This window comes from Streptomyces ureilyticus (genome assembly GCF_011045025.1).
In the GTDB taxonomy this organism is placed as follows: domain Bacteria; phylum Actinomycetota; class Actinomycetes; order Streptomycetales; family Streptomycetaceae; genus Streptomyces; species Streptomyces ureilyticus.
This window is the reverse complement of record NZ_JAAKZX010000087.1, coordinates 17,957-38,531: the sequence shown is the minus strand read 5'-3', so window position 1 is coordinate 38,531 and position 20,575 is coordinate 17,957. Positions and strand designations below refer to the sequence as shown.

Genomic DNA, 20,575 nt, shown 5'->3' with positions numbered 1-20,575 from the left:
CCGTCACACCTCCCCCGCTACCACCAGCCCCGACTCATACGCCACCATCACCAACTGCGCCCGATCCCGCGCCCCCAACTTCCCCATGATCCGGCTGACATGAGTCTTCGCCGTGAGCGGGCTCAACCCCAACGCCTCAGCGATCTCGGTGTTGTTGAGCCCGCGCGCGACGAGGGTCAGCACCTGCCGCTCCCGCTCGGAAAGCTCCTCGGGACCACCCGTCGCGGGAGCCATGGCGTGCGGCGCGCGCAGAAAGCGGGCGATCAGCCTCGACGTCGGCCCGGGCGACAGAAGCGACTCGCCCGCGGCCACCGTACGGATCGCGTCCAGGAGTTCGGCAGGCTTCGTGTCCTTCACCAGGAAGCCGGACGCGCCGGCCCGTAGCGCCTCGACGATGTGCTCGTCGGTGTCGTACGTCGTCAGGACCAGGACCTTGACCCCGGCCAGGTCCTCGTCGGCGGCGATGAGCCGGGTCGCCTCGATCCCGTCGAGGTCGGGCATGCGGATGTCCATCACCACGAGATCCGCCCGCTCCGAACGGGCCAGCTCCACGGCTTCCCGCCCGGTACCCGCCTCGGCGACGACCTCCATGTCCCCGGCCGACTTGACGAGCATCGCGAAGGCGGACCGTACAAGGGTCTGATCGTCGGCGAGCAGAACACGAATCAGGGTCATCGGGTCTCTTCTCGACGCATGGATGGGGCGGACGACGCAGGTGACGGGGGCGGCGCGGACAGTACAGGCAGCTCAGGCAGTACGGCGCTCACCTCGAAGCCCCCACCGGCCCCCGCCCCGGCGTCCAGTGTGCCGCCCACGCTCCGCGCCCGCTCCCGCATCCCCACGAGCCCGAACCCGGGGATGCCCCCGGCGGTCGGCCCGGTGCCGTCGTCGGTCACCGAGACATGCAGCGCGCCGCGCTCCTCGTACACGTCCACCCGGATCGAAAGCCCCGGCCCCCCGTGCCGTACCGAGTTCGTCAGCGCCTCCTGAACGATGCGGTACGCGGCGGCGCCCACGGCGGGCGGCGCGTGGTCGGCCCGTACGGTCGCGTCGACCCGTGCCCCGGCGATGCGGGCGGTCTCCGCCAGGTGGGCGATGCCGTCGAGGCCGGGCAGGGGTCCGCGGCCGTCGCCGTGTTCGGCGGCGCGCAGCACCTCGAGGGTGGTGCGGAGTTCGCCGCGGGCGGTGCGGCAGGTGTCGGAGATGTCGTCGAGCGCCTTCGCTACGGCCTCGCGGTCGAGGCGGTCCGGGTCGGCGGTCAGGACGTGGGCGGCGACGGAGGTCTGCACGCCGATGAGCGTGATGCTGTGGGCGAGCAGGTCGTGCAGGTCGCGGGCGATACGCAGCCGCTCCTCGGCGACGCGGCGGCGGGCCTCCTCCTCGCGGGTGCGTTCGGCGCGTACGGCGCGTTCGACGATGGCGGCGACGTACTGGCGGTAGTAGCGGACGTCGATGCCGATGAAGAGGACCGCGACGACCCAGCCGGAGATCCGCAGGAGCTCCACCACCCCGTCGGGGTTGGTGAGGGCGTTCATGATCAGCGTCACGCCGAGGACCGTGGTGCCGGTGAGCAGCGTACGGCGCACCGTGCCGGTCGCCGCGATCGTGTACAGCACCACCATGGTCGCCGGAATGGGCGCGGTGTGGTTGTTGTCGAGGGCGTGGTACGGAGCGATGCAGGCCAGCGCCACGAGCAGCACCGGCACGGGGTGGCGGCGCCGCCACACGAGCGGCACGTGCGCGGCGAGCAGCAGGCTCCAGCCGAGCGCGTCGGGCCGCAGCCCGTCGTTGACGAGCAGGGCGAGGGCCGTGTCGACGACGGCGAGCGCCCCGGCCAGCAGCGCGTCGTTGCGCATGCCGTGCGGGGCGGTGCGGGGGTCGCGGTTGATCGCCGCCATGACCCGCTCGCCGAGGCGGGGAGGTGCCGTGGTGGTTGCCTGCACAGGGTCATCTTCCGTGAGGAGGGCGCCCCTCCGGGAGGGAGGGGCGCCTTTCGGGTCAGTGGGCGGACGCGGTCACCGGCTCGGGTTCCTTCGGCGGCATGGGCGGTTCGGGCTCGCGGGACAGGCGGCCCGGCCACCACACCTTGCGGCGCAACGCGACGCTCGCGCTGGTGACCAGGTAGGTGCGGACGAGGAAGGTGTCGAGCAGGACGCCCACCGCGATGACGAAGCCCAACTCGACGAGTTGGACGAGCGGCATGTTGGTGAGCACCGCGAAGGTGGCCGCGAGGACCAGTCCCGCGGAGGCGATGACCCCGCCCGTCGTCCGCAGCGCGGTGAGGGCGGCCGCCACGGGCTCGGCGCCCTTCAGCGCCTCCTCCCGCATCCGGTGCATCAGGAAGATGCCGTAGTCGACGCCGAGGGCGACGAGGAACACGAAGGACAGCAGCCCGAGTCCGGGGTCGGTGCCCTCGAAGCCGAACACCGGCCCGAAGACCAGCCCGCCGATGCCGAGCGCCGCGCCCCACACCGCGACCACGGCGGCCACCAGCAGCAGCGGCGCGACGATGCTGCGCAGCAGCGCGATCAGGATCAGCAGTACGGAGGCGAGGACGAGCGGCACGACGACCTTCGTGTCGCTCGCATTGGTGTCCTTCAGGTCGATCTGCTCGGCGCTCACTCCGCCGACGTAGGAGCCGTCGAGCCGGTCGCGCAGATCCTCGATGGTGCGTGTCTCGCCCGGGGACTCCGGCGGGGCGGCGGCGAGTACGGAGATCTCGGTCCAGCCGTCGCCGCTGCGACCGCGTTCGGCGCTCTCCACGCCGCCCGTGTCGCGGATGTCGGCCAGGGCGGCGTCGGCGCGGTCGGTGGGCGCGATGACGCTGATGGGCTGCGTGCCCTGCTCGGGGTAGGCCTTGGCCAGGGTCTCCATGGCGGCCACGGCTTCGGGCTTGGTGGTGAAGGAGTCCTCCTGCTTGATGGTGCCGGGCAGGTTCAGCGTGCCCAGCGCGAGCGCCCCGAGCAGGACGGCGCCGCCGGCGAGCACGGTCAGCGGGCGTCGCCCGGCGGAGCTGCCCATCGCGGAGAACAGCGACCGGCGGACCTTGGGTGTACTGCCGTAGCGCGGCACCAGCGGCCAGAACACCCGCCGGCCCAGCAGCACCAGCAGCGCGGGCAGCAGGGTCAGCATGGCCACCAGCGCGCACAGCACGCCGAGGGCGCCGAGCGGGCCCATGCCCCGGCTGGAGTTGAGGTCGGCGGCGAGCAGGCACAGCAGTCCGGCGGCGACGGTGCCCGAGGAGGCGAGCACGGCGGGCCCGCAGCCGCGCAGGGCGGCCACCATGGCGTCGTACGGCCGCTCGATGCGCCGCAGTTCCTCCCGGTACCGGGAGACGAGCAGCAACGCGTAGTCGGTCCCCGCGCCGATCACGAGGATCGTCATGATGCCGGAACTCTGGCCGGACACGGACGTCCCGAACCACTGGTTGAGCCCGTAGGCGAGGCCCATCGACAGATAGTCGGCCAAACCGGCGACGAAGAGCGGCAGCAGCCACAGGAACGGGCTGCGGTAGATGAGGATCAGCAGCAGCGCGACGACCGCGAGGGCGGTGTAGAGCAGCGGTCCGTCGAGCGAGTCGTAGACCTCGGAGGCGTCCGTGTCGAGCGCCTCCGGACCGCCGACGTCGACGCTCAGCCCGTCGCCGCCCTGCGCGATGTCCCGTACATCGATGACCATCTCCTCCCGGGCCTTCTCGTCCATGCCGGGCTCGGTGCTGGCCACCGGGTAGATCAGGGTGGTGCCGTCCCGGGACGGCACTCCGGCCGGTTCGCCGGTCAGGGTGTGCGCGTCGGCGATCCGGTCGATCTGGCCGGCGGCGGTGGCCTTGTCGGCGGCGGTCAGCCCGCCGTCGCGGTGGTAGACGACGACCATTTCGGTGGCCTCACCACCGGGCAGCCGCTCCTCGATCTTGGCGGCCTGGGTGGAGTCGGCACTGGCCGGCAGATAGTCGACGGCACGGTCACGCTGGACGTCGCCGAGTTTCGAGGCGAACGGCGCGGCGATCGCCAGCACGGCGATCCACAGCCCGAGCACCAGCCAGGGCACGGCTCGTCGCCGCCGTACGGATGTCCTTGCGGCCCCCATATGACGGGCCTCCCTCCGGTCGGGGTGTCTGGGTCGTTCTCCAGACTCCCGGCGGGAGGGAGGCGATTCGTCGCGCGTGAGGGCGAGTTGAGGAGTACTGCCAGGGGCGGCACGCGGGCCGCGTTACTCCCCGGGGAGTACGGCTACGACGGCGTACGCGCCGCCGCAAGCAACCGGCTCACATCGTCCCCGCAGATCGTGAGCGCCGCGCCTACGGTCGCGAGAGCATCCCGTTCGGCGGGGGTGTACGGACCGTCGGCGAGGGCGATGCGGGCGCCCTGGAGGAGGATCGACTCGCGGCCGGTGGGGGCGAGGTGCGGGGCCAGCGGGTCCAGCGCCTCGTGGAGCTCTATGGCCAGGCCCGCTCCGCAGGGTCCGGCATGGACGCGGCCGGTGTCGGCGGCGAGGGCCTCGACGAGCGCGGCGAGCTGGTCCTCGGTGCAGTCCTCGAAGCCGGCCGCGCGTACGGCGTCGGCGGCCGTCTCCAGGGACGTACGGGAGCAGGTGCCGCCCGCGGCCAGGATCGCGAGCGCGACGGTGTGGACGGCGTCGCGCAGCATGGCGGAGAAGCGGGTGGTGGTGGGGTGGTCGAGGACGTCCGCGCCGAAGTGGTCGCCGCAGGCGGCGCATTCCACGACGGGTCCGGTGGCGCCGCGCGGCAGGACCGGCATGCCGAGCAGGGTGAAGCGGCGGCGGCCCGCGAGGCGCTGGTAGTTGCGGTCGCCTCCGCAGCCGGGGCAGAAGAACTCGCCGTCACCGACCGTCGTCCACGCGGTACGGGTTCCCAGGACGCGGGAAACGCCGAGCGCGCGAGCGCGGACAAACCGGCCGTTTCGTCCCCATCCTGGCAGCACGTGGCACCTCCCTGACCCCGCGGCACCATCGCCGCGCTGGCGTGATGTTAGCCACATCGTCGACTCGGAGTCAGTACCCCGTACGAGGCCACTCGGCGACATGGCCGGTAATCGCACCGCGGCCCCGCCCGCCGAAGTGGCGGACGGGGCCGGAGAAAAGCAGGTGAACGGGCTTATCGTGCCGCGCGGTTGACGGCCGAGACGACCGCCTTCAGCGAGGCGCGTGTCGTATTCGCGTCGATGCCGATCCCCCACAGCACCTTGTCGCCGATCGCGACCTCGATGTACGAGGCGGCCTGTGCGGAGGCGCCCTCGCTCATCGTGTGCTCCTGGTAGTCCAGGAGGCGGGCGTCGACGCCGATGCCCTGCAGCGCGTGGAAGAACGCGGAGATCGGGCCGTTGCCGGTGCCGACCAGAGTGGTCTCGACGCCGTCCACCTCGGCCTCGACGGTCAGCGTGTCCACGCCGTCCTTGTCGGTGGTGGACTGGCCGTTCTTCAGCTGGATACGGCCCCAGGCGTTCTCGGCGTTGGGCAGGTACTCGTCCCGGAAGATCTCCCCGATGGCCTTCGGCGTGACCTCGCCGCCCTCGGCGTCCGTCTTCGCCTGGATGATCTTCGAGAACTCGATCTGCATCCGGCGCGGCAGGTCCAGCTTGTGGTCGTTCTTCAGGACGTACGCGATCCCGCCCTTGCCGGACTGCGAGTTGACGCGGATGACTGCCTCGTACGAGCGGCCGACGTCCTTCGGGTCGATCGGCAGGTACGGGACCGCCCACTCGATGTCGTCGACCGTCTTGCCCTGCTCCTTCGCGGACGCCTCCATGGCGTCGAAGCCCTTCTTGATGGCGTCCTGGTGGGAGCCGGAGAAGGAGGTGTAGACGAGGTCGCCGACGTACGGGTGGCGGGCGTGGACCTCCATCTGGTTGCAGTACTCGGCGGTGCGCCGGACCTCGTCGATGTCCGAGAAGTCGATCTGCGGGTCGACGCCCTGCGAGAACAGGTTCATGCCCAGCGTGACCAGGTCGACGTTGCCGGTGCGCTCGCCCTGCCCGAACAGGCAGCCCTCGATGCGGTCGGCGCCGGCCATCAGCGCCAGCTCGGCCGCCGCGACCGCCGTACCGCGGTCGTTGTGCGGGTGCACGGACAGGCAGACGTACTCGCGGCGGGAGAGGTTGCGGCTCATCCACTCGAAGCGGTCCGCGTGCGTGGAGGGGGTCGAACGCTCCACGGTGGCGGGCAGGTTGAGGATGATCTCGCGGTCCGGGCCGGGCTGCCAGACGTCCATGACGGCCTCGCAGACCTCCAGGGCGAAGTCCAGCTCGGTGTCCGTGAAGATCTCCGGGCTGTACTGGTAGCCGAAGGTCGTCCGCTCGTCCAGCAGCTTCTCGGCGTACTCCACGACCAGCCGGGTGCCGTCGACGGCGATCTGCTTGATGTCGTCCTTGGAACCGCGGAAGACGACGCGGCGGAAGACGGGCGCGGTGGCGTTGTAGAGGTGGACGGTGGCGCGCTTGGCGCCCTTCAGCGACTCGACGGTCCGCTCGATCAGGTCCTCGCGGGCCTGGGTCAGTACGGAGATCGTGACGTCATCGGGGATCGCGCCCTCTTCCTCGATGATCGACCGTACGAAGTCGAAGTCGGTCTGCCCGGAGGCGGGGAACCCGACCTCGATCTCCTTGTAGCCCATCCTCACCAGCAGATCGAACATCTCGCGCTTACGGGCGGGCGACATGGGGTCGATCAGGGCCTGGTTGCCGTCGCGCAGGTCCGTGGAGAGCCAGCGGGGGGCGACGGTGATCCGGTTGTCCGGCCACGTGCGGTCGGGGATGTCGACCTGGTCGTACGGGCGGTACTTGTGGATCGGCATGGACGTGGGCTGCTGGCGGTTAGCCATGATGCGTGGGCTCCTCGTGGTGTCCGGAAGGACGGCCGACGGCGCAACGCCAGACTCCGCGGGGAGGGGGTCGGCCTCGACTACAGGCCCTCGCCGCGGCAGCTAAGGAGAAGCAGCCCGAAACGCATGATGCGAGGAATGCTAGCGGAGGCCGACTCCGAGCGAGGGTTCGTATCAGTATGCGGGACCGAGAGACGTACCACACAAAAGGTGCACAAGGTCACACAGGCCCGCTGAGGCACGCCCTTGTTAGGGGCGCGGGGCTGTGACACATGCGGCTCCGCCGCGATGGGGGTTCCCCCGCTCATGGGGGTCCCCCCGCTCGAGCGAAGCCGAGAGTGGGGGAGAAGTCGAGAGTGGGGGAACGACCAGCCACAACGAACCCGCAGCCATAACACAACGGGTAACCCCCACGGCGCTCGTATCCTCGCATTCCACCAATCATGGTTGCGCCTGGTGACAGCCAGATAACTCAGTGCAAAGGTGCGGTCATGACCGCGAACCGTGGCTTCGAGCCCACCTTCTGCACCATCGTGCCGCCCCACGTCCTCGACACCCTCGCCCGGTCCGAGGACCCCGCCCTCGCCGGTCCGGCGCGCCGCACCCTGGAGCGCGACGCCCTCGAGCGCACCCACCGCCGCCTGACGACCGTCCTCGGCGCACCGACCGTCGCCCCGCCCAAGGGCGCCGTCGACCAGCCGAACCGCACGATCTACGACGCCAAACACAAGCAGGAACTCCCCGGCAAAAAGGTGCGCGGCGAGGGCGACAAGCCCGGCAAGGACGCCACGGTCAACCGCGCGTACGCCGGCCTGGGCGCGACCTTCGACCTGTTCCTGAAGGCGTACGAGCGGAACTCGATCAACGGCGAAGGCCTGCCGCTCAACGCGACCGTGCACTTCGGCGAGGAGTACAACAACGCCTTCTGGGACGGCGAGCAGATGGTCTTCGGCGACGGTGACGGCGAGATCTTCCTCGACTTCACGATCCCCGTCGACGTCATCGGCCATGAACTCGCCCACGGCGTCACGCAGTACACCGCGAACCTCACCTACTTCGGCCAGCCGGGCGCCCTGAACGAGTCGATGTCGGACGTGTTCGGCGCGCTGATCAAGCAGTACACGCTCGGCCAGACCGCCGCCGAGGCCGACTGGCTGATCGGCGCGGGCCTGCTCGCGCCGCGCGTCACCGGCAAGGGGCTGCGCTCGATGAAGGAGCCGGGCAGCGCGTACGACGACGACGTGCTCGGCAAGGACCCGCAGCCGGCGACGATGGACGACTACGTCCAGACGGGCCGCGACAACGGCGGCGTCCACATCAACTCCGGTATCCCCAACCACGCCTTCTACCTCGCCGCGACCACGCTGGGCGGCAACGCCTGGGAGCGCGCGGGACAGATCTGGTACGACGTCCTGACCGGCGGCGAACTCGACTCGAAGGCGACCTTCACCGACTTCGCGAACCTGACCATCGCGCAGGCCCGCACCGCGTACGGCGAGGGCGAGGAACTCCAGGCCGTCGCGAAGGCGTGGGAGCGGGTCGGGGTGCCCACGGCCTGAGCGGGGGCATGGGCGCGGCCCAGGAGTGGCCCGCCGGACGCTTTCGTACTAGACAGGAACCATGCGTATCCAGGTGAAGCGCACAGGCGGATTCGCGGGCATCGACCGTCACGCCTCGGTGGAAACGGCGGGCCGGGCCGATGCCCAGGAGTGGCACGACCTGGCCAAACAGGCCGTAGCCGCAGCCCGCCAGACACCCCCGATCGGCGTCCCCGACGGCTTCAGCTACCAGATCACCGTCGACGAAAAGACGGTGTACTGCTCGGACCCCCGCCTGACGGAGGAGCAACGAAAGCTGATTTCAAGGGTGCTGAAGGAGGGCGCGTAACGGGCAGTTCACGCCGGACTGTTGACTTCTGTTACCGCCGGTAAGGATGATCCGAGGCATGGCGAGCGATGCGCGCGGCGCGACCAACCCCATGCCCCGGTTCCCGGACGGCTTCCTCTGGGGCGTATCCACCTCCGCCCACCAGATCGAAGGCGCCGCGGACCAGCGCGACCCCTCCGTCTGGGACGCCTTCACCGCCGAACCAGGCCGAGTGAAGGACAACACCACCGCGGCCGTGGCCTGCGACCACTACCACCGCTACCCCGAAGACGTGGCCCTCCTACGCGACCTGGGCGTGGGAGCGTACCGCTTCTCCATCTCCTGGCCCCGCGTCCAGTCCCCCGGCGGCCTGGACTTCTACGACCGCCTGGTGGACGAGCTGACGGCAGCGGGCGTACAGCCCGTTCCGACCCTCTTCCACTGGGACCTGCCGCTCTCCGTGGAAACGGAGGGCGGCTGGCTACGACGCGAGACCGCCGAGCGTTTCGCCGAGTACGCGGCCCTCGTCGCCGAACGCCTCGGCGACCGGATCAGCAAGTGGATCACCCTCAACGAGCCCGCCGAACACACCCTGTTGGGCCACGCCCTCGGCACCCACGCACCCGGCAAGCAGCTGATGTTCGACGCCCTCCCCGCCGCCCATCACCAGCTGCTGGCCCACGGTCTGGCCGTACGAGCCCTGCGCGCGGCCGGAGTCACGGACATCGGAATCGCGAACTCGCACGGCCCGACCTGGCCCGCGTCCGACGAGGCAGCCGACGTCGAGGCGGCGGGCTTCTACGACGTACTGCTGAACCAACTGTTCGCCGACCCGCTCCTGCTGGGCCAATACCCGGAAGGGCTGGGCGAGTTGATGCCCGGGGACGTCGCCGCCGACCTGAAGGTGATCGCCGAGCCGCTGGACTGGTACGGGATCAACTACTACGCACCGACCAGCGTGGGCGCACCCCAGGGCGCCGACATCGAGTTCGGCGGCTACACGTTTCCGGCCGAACTCCCCTTCTCCGTAAGGGAGATCGAGGGAGGACACCCGGTCACGGACTTCGGCTGGCCCGTGATCCCGGAAGCACTGACGGAGCTGCTGACGAGCTTCCGTGACCGCTACGGCGACCGCCTCCCGCCGATCGTCATCACCGAGAACGGCTGCTCGTACGAAGGCATCGACGACCAGGAGCGGATCGCGTTCCTGGACGGCCATCTCCGGGCGCTGCACCGGGCGTTGGAGGCGGGCGTCGACGTACGCGGGTACTTCGTGTGGTCGCTGCTGGACAACTTCGAGTGGGCGGAGGGCTACGCCAGGCGCTTCGGCCTGGTCCACGTCGACTACGAGACGCTGAAGCGGACACCGAAGGCGTCGTACGGATGGCTGCGGGACGTACTGCGCGCACAGCCCTGAGCTGGAGCCCGTTTTCGGGCAACCATCAACCGTCTTCGGCCACTTCCTCCAACCATCAGAAGAATCACTTCCGCTTCTCTTGCCAACAGGCGCCACTCAGGCCTCAATAGACCTCGACTCTTTCTTTTGACGGACCGTCAGATCAGACCCCGCGCAGCATTTCCGCGCCCCCACCCGTGGGCGGTCCGTCAACCGTTCCCACATGGCAACTCCCCACCAAGGAAAGGGAATTCATGAGACGCAAGCGGATCGGAATCGGTGCGGCCGTCGCGGCCGGCACCCTCGCAATGACCGGCTTCGTCCTGGCCCCCAGCGCCGCCGCGGTGGTCCCGCAGTCGGCGACCATCAACGCGGAGTGCAGCCTCCTCGGCGGCGGCGAGGCCACCCTCACCGCCACGCAGGACGGCACCTCCGCCACCATCACCGTCAGCTCCACCGACATCACCTCGCCGATCGCCCTCGGCGAGGACTCCATCCAGGCCTCGCTCACCATGGTGAAGGCGAGCGGCGGCATCACCACGTTCTCCGGCACCGAGAACCCCGCGATAGCCGCCGGTGAGGGGGTCACCGTCGGGCCCCTGACCGGCACGGTCGCCGCCGGGGACAGCCTTGAGGCGTTCGGCGGCTCCCTGAACCTGACGGTCATCGGCATCAACATCACGTGCACCGCCCAGGAGCCGCAGTCGCCGGGCCCGTTCGTGTTCGAGTAGGCCGTAGCTCCACGGCAAGCGTCGTAACCCCCGTACAACTCCGTACGTGGTGATCGGTGCCGTCGGCGCGCAGACGGCACCGATCAGCCGGCGCGACGCCTCAGAGCGCGTCCGGGCCCCGCTCCCCCGTCCGTACCCGCACCACCGTCTCCACCGGCAGTGCCCACACCTTGCCGTCGCCGATCTTCCCCGTCCGCGCCGCCTGGACGATCGCGTCGGTCACGGCGTCGGCGTCCGCGTCGTCGACGACGACCTCGATACGGACCTTGGGGACGAGGTCGACCTGGTACTCCGCCCCGCGGTACACCTCGGTGTGCCCGCGCTGCCGCCCGTAGCCGCTGGCCTCCGTGACGGTCAGGCCGTGGACGCCCGCCTCCTGGAGCGCGTTCTTGACCTCGTCGAGGCGGTACGGCTTGATGATCGCGATGATGAGCTTCATGAACCCGTGATCGTAAGGGGGCGCGGCGTGCACCGTAAGGCCCGTGAACGTCCGCACGTGAAGGTGCGGACGTACGGATGTGAACACGTGCGGCGGGACTCCGATGATCAGGGACAATGGGCGCCATGAGCGTTCGTACCCAGTCATCCGAGCCGCCGGAGTCTTCCGGGGCCATCCATCGCGCGGGCTTCGCCTGCTTCGTGGGCCGCCCGAACGCGGGCAAGTCCACCCTCACGAACGCTCTGGTCGGCCAGAAGGTGGCGATCACCGCGAACCAGCCGCAGACCACGCGGCACACGGTACGGGGCATCGTGCACCGGCCGGACGCGCAGCTGATCCTGGTGGACACCCCCGGTCTGCACAAGCCGCGCACGCTGCTCGGCGAGCGGCTCAACGATGTCGTACGGACCACCTGGGCCGAGGTCGACGTGATCGGCTTCTGTCTGCCGGCGAACGAGAAGCTGGGGCCGGGCGACCGTTTCATCGCCAAGGAACTGGCGTCCATCAAGAAGACGCCGAAGATCGCGATCGTCACGAAGACCGACCTGGTGGAGGGGAAGGCCCTCGCCGAGCAGCTCATCGCCATCGACCAGCTCGGCAAGGAACTCGGCTTCGAATGGGCGGAGATCGTGCCGGTGTCGGCGGTCGCCGACAAGCAGGTGGACCTGCTGGCCGACCTCCTCGTCCCGCTCCTCCCGGAGGGCCCGGCCCTCTACCCCGAGGGCGACCTCACGGACGAGCCCGAGCAGGTCATGGTGGCCGAGCTGATCCGCGAGGCCGCCCTGGAGGGCGTACGCGACGAGCTGCCCCACTCCATCGCGGTCGTGGTCGAGGAGATGCTCCCCCGCGAGGACCGCCCCGCCGACCGCCCCCTCCTCGACATCCACGCCTTCGTCTACATCGAGCGCCCCAGTCAGAAGGGCATCATCATCGGCCCGAAGGGCAAGCGCCTGAAGGAAGTCGGCATCAAGTCCCGCAAGCAGATCGAGGCGCTGCTCGGTACGCCGGTCTTCCTCGACCTCCATGTGAAGGTCGCGAAGGACTGGCAGCGGGATCCGAGGCAGCTGCGGAAGCTCGGGTTCTGAGGGCGCGGCTCCGAGCTCCCTCGTTCCCCCCGTCCCATACCCCTCCGGTAACGGCCCCCGAAAACGCCTACGGCGTTGTCAGTGCTCCGACGTACCCTGGCAGTGCAAAGGCAGTCATCTGGCTGCGGACCCTGTCGAGGAGGACGAGCAAGGCCTACGAGCCGGCCCATGACTGAGACACCCACAGCGCACAGCCCCGTCCAGGGACAAGCGAAAGCGCAGTTCACCGTCCCGCCCAAGCACCCCATGGTGACCGTGCTGGGCTCAGGAGACGCCCTCCTGCGCGTGATCGAGAAGGCCTTCCCGGCGGCCGACATCCACGTCCGGGGCAACGAGATCAGCGCGGTCGGCGACGCCCGCGAGGTGGCCCTCGTCCAGCGCCTGTTCGACGAGATGATGCTGGTGCTCCGCACCGGACAGCCGATGACGGAGGACGCGGTGGAACGCTCGATCGCCATGCTGAGGGCAAGTGAAGACGGGAACGGCCCGGAGGAAACCCCGGCCGAGGTGCTCACCCAGAACATCCTGTCCTCCCGGGGCCGCACGATCCGCCCCAAGACCCTCAACCAGAAGCGGTACGTCGACGCCATCGACAAGCACACCGTCGTCTTCGGCATCGGCCCGGCGGGCACCGGCAAGACCTACCTCGCCATGGCAAAGGCGGTCCAGGCCCTCCAGTCCAAGCAGGTCAACCGCATCATCCTGACCCGCCCCGCGGTAGAGGCCGGCGAGCGGCTGGGATTCCTGCCGGGCACGCTGTACGAGAAGATCGACCCGTATCTGCGCCCGCTGTACGACGCCCTGCACGACATGCTCGACCCGGACTCGATCCCGCGGCTGATGGCGGCGGGGACGATAGAGGTGGCGCCCCTCGCCTACATGAGGGGTCGGACGCTCAATGACGCCTTCATCATCCTGGACGAGGCCCAGAACACGAGCGCCGAGCAGATGAAGATGTTCCTCACCCGGCTCGGGTTCGACTCGAAGATCGTGATCACCGGTGACGTCACGCAGGTCGACCTCCCGGCGGGCACCAAGTCCGGTCTGCGGCAGGTCCAGGAGATCCTGGAGGGGCTCGACGACGTGCACTTCTCGCGGCTGTCGTCGCAGGATGTCGTACGGCACAAGCTGGTCGGCCGTATCGTCGACGCCTACGAGAAGTACGACAGCGAGAACGGCACGCAGAACGGCTCCCACACGGGCCGTGACAAACGGAAGTAGACCAAGCCCGATCATGTCGATCGACGTCAACAACGAGTCCGGAACCGAGGTCGACGAGCAGGCGATCCTCGACATCGCCCGTTACGCGCTCGCGCGGATGCGTATCCACCCGCTCTCCGAGCTCTCGGTGATCGTCGTGGACGCCGATGCCATGGAGCAGCTCCACATCCAGTGGATGGAGCTGCCAGGGCCGACGGATGTGATGTCCTTCCCGATGGACGAGTTGCGTCCGCCGTCGAAGGACGACGACGAGCCGCCGCAGGGGCTGCTCGGTGACATCGTGCTCTGCCCCGAGGTCGCCGAGCGGCAGGGCAAGGAGGCGGCGACGCAGCACTCCATGGACGAGGAGCTTCAGCTGCTCACGGTGCATGGGGTGCTGCATCTGCTCGGTTACGACCATGAGCAGCCGAACGAGAAGACCGAGATGTTCGGTCTGCAGGCCGCCATCGTGGACGGCTGGCGTGCGGAGAAGGGCCTGACCGGTCCCTCCCCGGCCCCGACCGTGTCATGAATCCTCAGATCGTTCTGGGCGCGACAGCGCTGGTCGTCGTGGCCTGGCTCGCCGCCTGCGCGGAGGCGGGCCTGGCGCGCGTCTCCAGTTTCCGCGCGGAGGAGGCCGTACGCTCCGGCCGTCGCGGCAGCGCCAAGCTGGCCCAGGTCGCCGCGGACCCGACCCGTTATCTGAACGTCGCGCTGCTCGTGCGGGTCGCCTGTGAGATGGCCGCCGCCACGCTCGTCACGTACGCCTGCCTGAAGGAGTTCGACGAGACGTGGGAGGCGCTGTCGATCGCGATCGGCGTGATGGTCCTCGTCTCGTATGTCGCGGTCGGTGTCTCGCCGCGCACGATCGGCCGCCAGCATCCGCTGAACACGGCGACGGCGGCGGCGTACATTCTGCTGCCCCTGGCGCGTGTCATGGGTCCGATCCCGCCGCTGCTGATCCTCATCGGCAACGCGCTGACTCCCGGCAAGGGCTTCCGCCGCGGCCCGTTCGCCTCCGAGGCCGAGTTGCGCGCGCTGGTCGACCTCGCCGAGAAGGAGTCGCTGATCGAGGACGAGGAGCGCCGGATGGTGCACTCCGTCTTCGAGCTGGGTGACACGCTCGTACGCGAGGTGATGGTGCCGCGTACGGACCTGATCGTCATCGAGCGCTACAAGACGATCCGGCAGGCGCTGACGCTGGCGCTGCGGTCGGGTTTCTCGCGGATCCCCGTCACCGGGGAGAGCGAGGACGACATCGTGGGGATCGTGTATCTGAAGGACCTGGCCCGTAAGACGCACATCAGCCGGGACGCGGAGAGCGAGCTGGTCTCGACGGCGATGCGGCCCGCGGCTTTCGTACCGGACACGAAGAACGCGGGCGATCTGCTGCGCGAGATGCAGCAGCACCGCAATCACGTCGCGGTCGTCATCGACGAGTACGGCGGCACGGCCGGGATCGTCACCATCGAGGACATCCTGGAGGAGATCGTCGGCGAGATCACGGACGAGTACGACCGTGAACTGCCGCCGGTCGAGGACCTGGGCGACGACCGCTACCGCGTGACGGCCCGCCTCGACATCGGCGACCTCGGTGAGCTGTACGGCTTCGAGGCGTACGACGACGAGGACGTCGAGACGGTGGGCGGGCTGCTGGCCAAGGCGCTGGGGCGGGTGCCGATCGCGGGCGCTTCGTCGGTGGTGGCACTGCCGGACGAGCGCGAGCTGCGGCTCACGGCGGAGACCGCGGCAGGCCGGCGGAACAAGATCGTGACTGTGCTCGTGGAGCCGATGGGTCCGGCGGACCCGCCGGAGGAGGAGAAGAAGCCGGAGTGACCCCTCAGGAACTGCGCGCGTTCTGCCTGTCCTTCAACGCGGCGGTGGAGGACTTCCCGTTCAGCCCGGAGATTTCCGTCTTCAAGGTGCTGGGCAAGCTCTTCGCGCTGACGCACCTGGACTCCCGCCCCCTCACGGTGAACCTCAAGTGCGACCCGGAGGACGCGGTTCGGCTGCGGGACGAGTACCCCGGGCTGATCATCCCCGGCTGGCACATGAACAAGCGGCACTGGAACACGGTCACGGTGGACGGGGAGCTCCAGGACCGGCTCGTACGGGAGCTGATCGAGGACTCGTACGACCTGGTGGTGGCCGGTCTGCCGCGTGCCGAGCGGCTGCGCCTGGACCGGCCCTGAAGATCTCCTGAAGGCCTCGCCTGGATGACCACTCGCGTTGCGGGCACTCGGACGGTGCGTTAGGCGCTGTCACGAGAGGCGCCGTCACTAGAGGTGGAGCCGTGCGATGGGTCTGGGACTGCTGTTGACGACGACTCCTTCGGCCGGCGGTCTCGCGCTGGCGGGGCCGCGGCTGCTCGCGCGAGGGGTCGCGCCCGTGGTGGGCGCGGCCGCGGCGGCGGTGGCGGGGACGGCGCGGGCCGGGGTGCGGAGCGTGGACTCCGCGGTGCGGGTCGGGCGGGTCGCCCGTAACGCGCTGCCCGGCGGCTCGCCCCACTGGCGGTCCGGCACGCGGGCGCATCTCGCGTTGCGGCCGTCCGCGCCGGAACGGCCGGACGAGGTGCGGCGGGAGGACGGGACGGAGCACCGGGCACGACGGGTGGCCGCCGCGCTGGCGGAGCATCCGGATGTGGCGTTCGCGTACTGGGACGGCGGACTGGCGCGGTTGGTGGTGACCGCCACCGAGGACGCGCTCACCGACCGGGTGGTGGAGAAGGCGACCGCTCTCGCGGCCCACCACGGACTCGCGCCGTCGGACGAGCCGGTGGAGGAGTTCGCGCATCCGGGCGACCCGTCCGGAGTACGAGCCGCCGCCGCGGCCCTCGGCATCGACGCCGTAGGTACCGGTGCCGCCCTGGTCGCGAGCGCCCTGCGCCTGCCGCCCTCACCCCGGCTGGTGACCGCGGTGGTGACGCTGCTGCGCGAGAACCCGCGCTTCCGTGGCCTGCTGCGGGCCCGGCTCGGCCGCTCCCGCATGGACCTGGTGCTGGCCGCGGCGAACGCGGCCGCCCACGGCGCGGGCCAGACGCCGACCTCCCTGCTGCTCGACGGAGCGCTGCGCGCCTGCCAGTTGGCGGAGACGGTGGCGCGCCTGGCGGCCTTCGACACGGTCCACGACCAGGTGTGCGCACCGGAGCGGATCAGCGCGGCGGCGGACCACATCCCGCGCCCGCCGCTGCGGACCTCCCCGGCCCAGGAGTACGCCGCCCATGCCTCCGCCGGCAGTGTGGCGGGCGCCGGGGCGACGCTGCTGGTCAAGCACGACGGTGCGGAGGCGGCGGAAGCGGTCCTCGCGGGCTCGCCCAAGGCCGCGCGCTACGGGCCCGCCGCCTTCCACGCCGTGCTGAGCGGCGCGCTGTCCCGCACGGGTGTGCTGGTGCGGGACCCGGAGCGGCTGCGGCAGCTGGAGATGGCCGACACGGTCGTCCTGCATCCGAGCGCGCTGCGCAGGCCGGGCGTGGGGCCGGATCCATGGGCCGAGACCGTACTGGACGCAGCCCGGCGCGCCGGGCTGCGGGTCGTGGTGGTGGACGATCAGGCGGATCCCACGCTGAGCGAGTTCACGAGCCTCGCCGACCAAGTCGTGGACGGTGACCGCCCGTTGAGCGAGGTGGTGCACGAACTGCGCGACGGGGATGGGGACGGGGACGGCACCGTCGTCACCGTCGCCCGGCTGCTGTCGGCCGACGACAGCGACGTACTGTCCGGGCTGCTCGCCGGTGACGTGGCCGTCGCCCTCGCGGACCAGGACGGTGCGGTCGTATGGGGAGCGGACGTCGTGGCCCTGCACGGGCTTGCCGACGCGTGGCGGCTGCTGACCGCCGTGCGGGCCGCCCGCGTGACCGGGCACAGGTCGCAGACGCTGGCCCGGTCCGGCGCGGCGCTGTCGGGTCTGCTGGTGGCCGTCGGCGAGTCCGGGCGGCGGCGCCGTTCGCCGTTGCTGCCCGGCGTGCGTCACGCACCGGTCGACGCGGCCGCGGCGGTGGCCCTGCTGTCCGGGGCGCGGGCTGCCCTACGCGTTGCGGCGACCCGGGCTCCGCGCCCCCGTGCGCGGGTGGCCTGGCACGCGCTGGAACCGGCGGACGTCCTCTCCCGGCTGGAGCACGAGCCGGACAGGGAGACGAGTGCCGCCGAGCAGGCGACCCACCAGGTGCGTGAGGTCGTCGCCACCGTCGGCCGTCATCCCGTCCTGGCTCCGGCGCGGTGGTCGCTGCGGCTCGCCCGGGCCGTGCGCGGCGAGCTGGACGATCCGCTCACCCCGGTCCTGGCGGTCGGCTCGGTCGCCTCGGCCATCCTCGGCTCCGTCGTGGACGCCCTGCTCGTCGTGGGCGCGCTCGACCTGAACGCGCTGGTCGGAGGCGTACAGCGGCTGCGGGCCGAGCGGGCGCTGTCCGGGCTGCTCGCGGGTCAGAAACAGAAGGCGCGCGTGATGGACCGGGCGGAGGGCGGCTTCTTCTACGACGACACGTCCGCCGAAGCGCCCGTCACGGCCGCCGAAGCACGCGGCACGTTCGCCGAAGCCACCGGGACGGCCGGCGAAGCACGCGGCACGGCCGCCGAAGTACCCGTCACGTCCGCCGATGCGCAGGACACGTTCGGCGAGACGCATGTCGTCGACGCCGCTCAGCTCGCTCCCGGCGACGTGATCGAGCTCGAGTCGGACGATGTCGTGCCCGCCGACGCCCGCCTCCTGTGGGAGGACGGACTGGAGGTGGACGAGTCCGCGCTGACCGGCGAGTCGCTGCCGGCGGACAAGCGGACCGACGCGACTCCGCGAGCTGCTGTGCCCGAGCGCTGCTGCATGGTGTTCGAGGGCACGACCGTGGTCGCCGGACATGCCCGGGCCGTCGTGGTGGACACCGGCGACCGCACCGAGGCCGCCCGGGCCGTCTCCCTCGCCGCCCGGACCCCACCGGCCGGCGGCGTGCAGGCCAGGCTGCAGGAACTCACCCGCAAGGCGCTGCCGTTGACACTGGCGGGCGGCGCCGCGGTGACCGGTCTGTCGCTGCTGCGCGGCACGCCGATACGCCAGGCGGTGAGCGGCGGTGTGGCGGTGGCCGTGGCCGCCGTCCCCGAAGGCCTGCCGCTGGTGGCCACGGTGGCGCAACTCGCCGCCGCCCGGCGGCTGAGCCGCCGCGGCGTCCTCGTCCGCACCCCGCGCACGCTGGAGGCGCTGGGCCGCATGGACACGATCTGCTTCGACAAGACGGGCACCCTGACCGAGAACCGGCTACGGCTGGTGCGGGTGACCGACGCCGACGGCACGGCCCACTCCGTGGACGAGGCGGATTCCGGGCGTACGCTGCGCGACGCGGCGCGCGCCTGCCCCCGCCTGAACGGCGACTCGACCCGCCCGGCGCACGCCACCGACGAGGCGGTCCTGGACGCGGCCGGCCCGGACCCGGAGTGGACGCAGACCGAGGGCCGCCCGTTCGAGGCCGCCCGCGGCTATGCCGCCGCCGTCGGCCGGGCCGCGGACGGCACACCGGTGCTCGTGGTCAAGGGCGCCCCGGAGACCGTCCTGCCCGCGTGCCGCGACCTCCCCGGCCACGCGTCCGACGCGGCGCAGTCGCTGGCCCGCGACGGGCTGCGGGTGCTGGCGGTGGCCGGGCGCCCGCTGGCGGAGGGCGAGGAGGCGACGGACGTACTCGAAGAGCCCCTTGCCGAGCTGGAGTTCACCGGCCTGCTCGCGCTGGCGGACGTGGCGCGAGACACGTCCACCGCGCTCGTGCACGGTCTGCGGAAGGCAGGCGTACGACCGGTCATGCTGACCGGCGACCACCCGCAGACCGCCCGGGCGATCGCCGCCGACCTGGGCTGGCCGGACGACACGACCGTGGTCACGGGCGACGAACTGGCCGCCGCGGACCGGTCGGCACGGTCCCGGATGCTGCGCGACGCGAGCGTGGTGGCCCGCGTCGCGCCCGAACAGAAGCTCCACGTCGTGGAGGCCTTGCGGGACGCGGGCCGGGTGGTCGGGATGGTCGGCGACGGCGCCAACGACGCCGCGGCCATCCGTGCCGCCGACGTCGGCGTGGGCATCAGCGCACGCGGCTCAGCGGCGGCACGCAACGCGGCCGACATCGTCCTCACCGACGACGACCTCACCGTCCTCATCGAGGCGGTCACCGAAGGCCGCGCGCTGTGGCACGGCGTCGCCGACGCCATCGCGATCCTGATCGGCGGCAACGCCGGGGAGGTCGGCTTCGGCATCCTCGGCTCCGTCCTCTCGGGAGCCGCACCGCTCTCCACCCGCCAGATGCTGCTGGTGAACCTGTTCACGGACCTGTTCCCGGCGATGGCGGTGGCGGTGACTCCGCAGAAGAGGGCCACGGGAGCGGAGGACGGCGGCACGACGTCGCGGGAGACGGACGGCACGACAGCGGGGTCGGGGGAGACGGAAGGCACGACAGCGGCGGAGGTGGGAGGCATGGCACCTGGGCAGGCGGCAAGCGTGGCCGATCCGGGCACCGAGCCGCTCGGGACCTCGCTCCTCGGTGCGCCACTGATCCGCCAGATCCGCCACCGCGCCCTGACCACATGCCTGGGCGCGACCACGGCCTGGCTCATCGGCCGCTTCACCCCGGGTACGGCGCGCCGCTCCACCACGATGGCCCTGTGCGGCGTGGTCGGCACCCAGCTCGCCCAGACCCTCACCGACCGCCGCGACAGTCCTCTGGTCCGCATCACGTCCCTCGGCTCCGCCGTCGCCCTGGTGGCCCTGATCCAGACGCCGGGCCCCAGCCAGTTCTTCGGCTGCACACCCCTGGGCCCGGTCGCCTGGGCCGGAGTCGCCGCGGCGATAGCACTCGCGGTGCTGGGGCAACGGGCCGTGCCGCGGCTCGAAAAGGCGATCCTCGAGCACGGACCGTCCGGCGAGGCGTGGGCCACCTGGGCAAGGTCTCTCCCCGCTATCGCCCAAGGCCAGGGACACCGCGTCGTCCAAAGCCAGGGACAGGACCAGGGACACCGCGCCTGATGTAGCCGGGCTTGTGCTTCGTATGCTCAGGGC

At 70.9% G+C, this 20,575-nt stretch carries 16 protein-coding genes; 10 read left to right on the top strand and 6 right to left on the bottom strand.

The features are described from left to right. Positions 1 to 3: 3 nt before the first annotated feature. The 5 genes from G6048_RS25385 to leuA form a co-directional block, all read right to left on the bottom strand. Positions 4 to 675 (bottom strand): response regulator, encoded by a 672-nt coding sequence (locus tag G6048_RS25385; protein WP_165341897.1) that lies wholly within the window; start codon positions 673 to 675, stop codon positions 4 to 6. Next, positions 672 to 1,943, bottom strand: a complete 1,272-nt coding sequence (locus tag G6048_RS25380; RefSeq protein WP_408056166.1) for a sensor histidine kinase — start codon at positions 1,941 to 1,943, stop codon at positions 672 to 674. The genes G6048_RS25385 and G6048_RS25380 overlap by 4 nt, the downstream gene beginning before the upstream one ends. 55 nt (positions 1,944 to 1,998) lie before the next feature. Beyond that, positions 1,999 to 4,086, bottom strand: a complete 2,088-nt coding sequence (locus tag G6048_RS25375) for an MMPL family transporter (RefSeq protein ID WP_206342109.1) — start codon at positions 4,084 to 4,086, stop codon at positions 1,999 to 2,001. 143 nt (positions 4,087 to 4,229) lie between these two features. Next, positions 4,230 to 4,940, bottom strand: coding sequence for a TerB family tellurite resistance protein (locus tag G6048_RS25370; RefSeq protein WP_165341896.1), 711 nt, complete (start codon positions 4,938 to 4,940; stop codon positions 4,230 to 4,232). 173 nt (positions 4,941 to 5,113) lie between these two features. Then, a complete protein-coding gene (leuA, locus tag G6048_RS25365) occupies positions 5,114 to 6,835 on the bottom strand; it encodes a 2-isopropylmalate synthase (protein WP_165341895.1) in 1,722 nt (573 codons plus the stop codon). Positions 6,836 to 7,326: 491 nt separating this feature from the next. Between leuA and G6048_RS25355 the strand changes: the two genes are divergently transcribed. The 4 genes from G6048_RS25355 (at position 7,327) to G6048_RS25340 (ending at position 10,828) form a co-directional block, all read left to right on the top strand. Next, a complete protein-coding gene (locus tag G6048_RS25355) occupies positions 7,327 to 8,394 on the top strand; it encodes a M4 family metallopeptidase (RefSeq protein WP_165341894.1) in 1,068 nt (355 codons plus the stop codon). A gap of 61 nt (positions 8,395 to 8,455) precedes the next feature. Next, positions 8,456 to 8,722 (top strand): protealysin inhibitor emfourin, encoded by a 267-nt coding sequence (locus tag G6048_RS25350; protein WP_165341893.1) that lies wholly within the window; start codon positions 8,456 to 8,458, stop codon positions 8,720 to 8,722. Positions 8,723 to 8,768: 46 nt separating this feature from the next. Then, positions 8,769 to 10,118, top strand: a complete 1,350-nt coding sequence (locus G6048_RS25345) for a GH1 family beta-glucosidase (protein ID WP_165341892.1) — start codon at positions 8,769 to 8,771, stop codon at positions 10,116 to 10,118. 233 nt (positions 10,119 to 10,351) lie between these two features. Beyond that, entirely contained in the window at positions 10,352 to 10,828 is a 477-nt protein-coding gene (locus G6048_RS25340) for a hypothetical protein (RefSeq protein WP_165341891.1), read from the top strand. 100 nt (positions 10,829 to 10,928) lie between these two features. Here G6048_RS25340 and G6048_RS25335 read toward each other — a convergent pair whose 3' ends face one another. Next, entirely contained in the window at positions 10,929 to 11,267 is a 339-nt protein-coding gene (locus G6048_RS25335; protein ID WP_165341890.1) for a P-II family nitrogen regulator, read from the bottom strand. Positions 11,268 to 11,383: 116 nt separating this feature from the next. On the opposite strand from G6048_RS25335, the gene era reads away from it, so the two are divergent. From era to G6048_RS25305, 6 genes are all read left to right on the top strand, one after another. Further along, positions 11,384 to 12,352, top strand: coding sequence for a GTPase Era (era, locus tag G6048_RS25330; RefSeq protein ID WP_206342107.1), 969 nt, complete (start codon positions 11,384 to 11,386; stop codon positions 12,350 to 12,352). A gap of 168 nt (positions 12,353 to 12,520) precedes the next feature. Further along, the gene (locus G6048_RS25325) at positions 12,521 to 13,573 is read left to right on the top strand and encodes a PhoH family protein (RefSeq protein WP_165341888.1); all 1,053 of its coding nucleotides are present in this window, start codon (positions 12,521 to 12,523) and stop codon (positions 13,571 to 13,573) included. Between the two features lie 13 nt (positions 13,574 to 13,586). Further along, entirely contained in the window at positions 13,587 to 14,084 is a 498-nt protein-coding gene (gene ybeY / locus G6048_RS25320; protein WP_165341887.1) for an rRNA maturation RNase YbeY, read from the top strand. Continuing rightward, positions 14,081 to 15,388 (top strand): hemolysin family protein, encoded by a 1,308-nt coding sequence (locus tag G6048_RS25315; protein WP_165341886.1) that lies wholly within the window; start codon positions 14,081 to 14,083, stop codon positions 15,386 to 15,388. Before ybeY ends, G6048_RS25315 begins: the two co-directional genes overlap by 4 nt. Next, complete coding sequence (locus tag G6048_RS25310) at positions 15,385 to 15,744, top strand: MmcQ/YjbR family DNA-binding protein (RefSeq protein ID WP_165341885.1); 360 nt, start codon at positions 15,385 to 15,387, stop codon at positions 15,742 to 15,744. The genes G6048_RS25315 and G6048_RS25310 overlap by 4 nt, the downstream gene beginning before the upstream one ends. 106 nt (positions 15,745 to 15,850) lie before the next feature. Then, complete coding sequence (locus G6048_RS25305; protein WP_165341884.1) at positions 15,851 to 20,542, top strand: cation-translocating P-type ATPase; 4,692 nt, start codon at positions 15,851 to 15,853, stop codon at positions 20,540 to 20,542. The last annotated feature ends 33 nt before the right edge of the window (positions 20,543 to 20,575 follow it).

What these genes read in the sequence shown, in the direction of transcription:
- G6048_RS25375 (WP_206342109.1), bottom strand. Translation starts at nt 4,086, where the DNA reads ATGGGGGCCGCAAGGACATCCGTACGGCGGCGACGAGCCGTGCCCTGG.
- G6048_RS25340 (WP_165341891.1), top strand. Translation starts at nt 10,352, where the DNA reads ATGAGACGCAAGCGGATCGGAATCGGTGCGGCCGTCGCGGCCGGCACC.
- G6048_RS25315 (WP_165341886.1), top strand. Translation starts at nt 14,081, where the DNA reads ATGAATCCTCAGATCGTTCTGGGCGCGACAGCGCTGGTCGTCGTGGCC.
- G6048_RS25350 (WP_165341893.1), top strand. Translation starts at nt 8,456, where the DNA reads ATGCGTATCCAGGTGAAGCGCACAGGCGGATTCGCGGGCATCGACCGT.
- G6048_RS25335 (WP_165341890.1), bottom strand. Translation starts at nt 11,267, where the DNA reads ATGAAGCTCATCATCGCGATCATCAAGCCGTACCGCCTCGACGAGGTC.
- G6048_RS25325 (WP_165341888.1), top strand. Translation starts at nt 12,521, where the DNA reads ATGACTGAGACACCCACAGCGCACAGCCCCGTCCAGGGACAAGCGAAA.
- G6048_RS25385 (WP_165341897.1), bottom strand. Translation starts at nt 675, where the DNA reads ATGACCCTGATTCGTGTTCTGCTCGCCGACGATCAGACCCTTGTACGG.
- leuA (WP_165341895.1), bottom strand. Translation starts at nt 6,835, where the DNA reads ATGGCTAACCGCCAGCAGCCCACGTCCATGCCGATCCACAAGTACCGC.
- G6048_RS25345 (WP_165341892.1), top strand. Translation starts at nt 8,769, where the DNA reads ATGATCCGAGGCATGGCGAGCGATGCGCGCGGCGCGACCAACCCCATG.
- G6048_RS25355 (WP_165341894.1), top strand. Translation starts at nt 7,327, where the DNA reads ATGACCGCGAACCGTGGCTTCGAGCCCACCTTCTGCACCATCGTGCCG.
- G6048_RS25305 (WP_165341884.1), top strand. Translation starts at nt 15,851, where the DNA reads ATGGGTCTGGGACTGCTGTTGACGACGACTCCTTCGGCCGGCGGTCTC.
- ybeY (WP_165341887.1), top strand. Translation starts at nt 13,587, where the DNA reads ATGTCGATCGACGTCAACAACGAGTCCGGAACCGAGGTCGACGAGCAG.
- era (WP_206342107.1), top strand. Translation starts at nt 11,384, where the DNA reads ATGGGCGCCATGAGCGTTCGTACCCAGTCATCCGAGCCGCCGGAGTCT.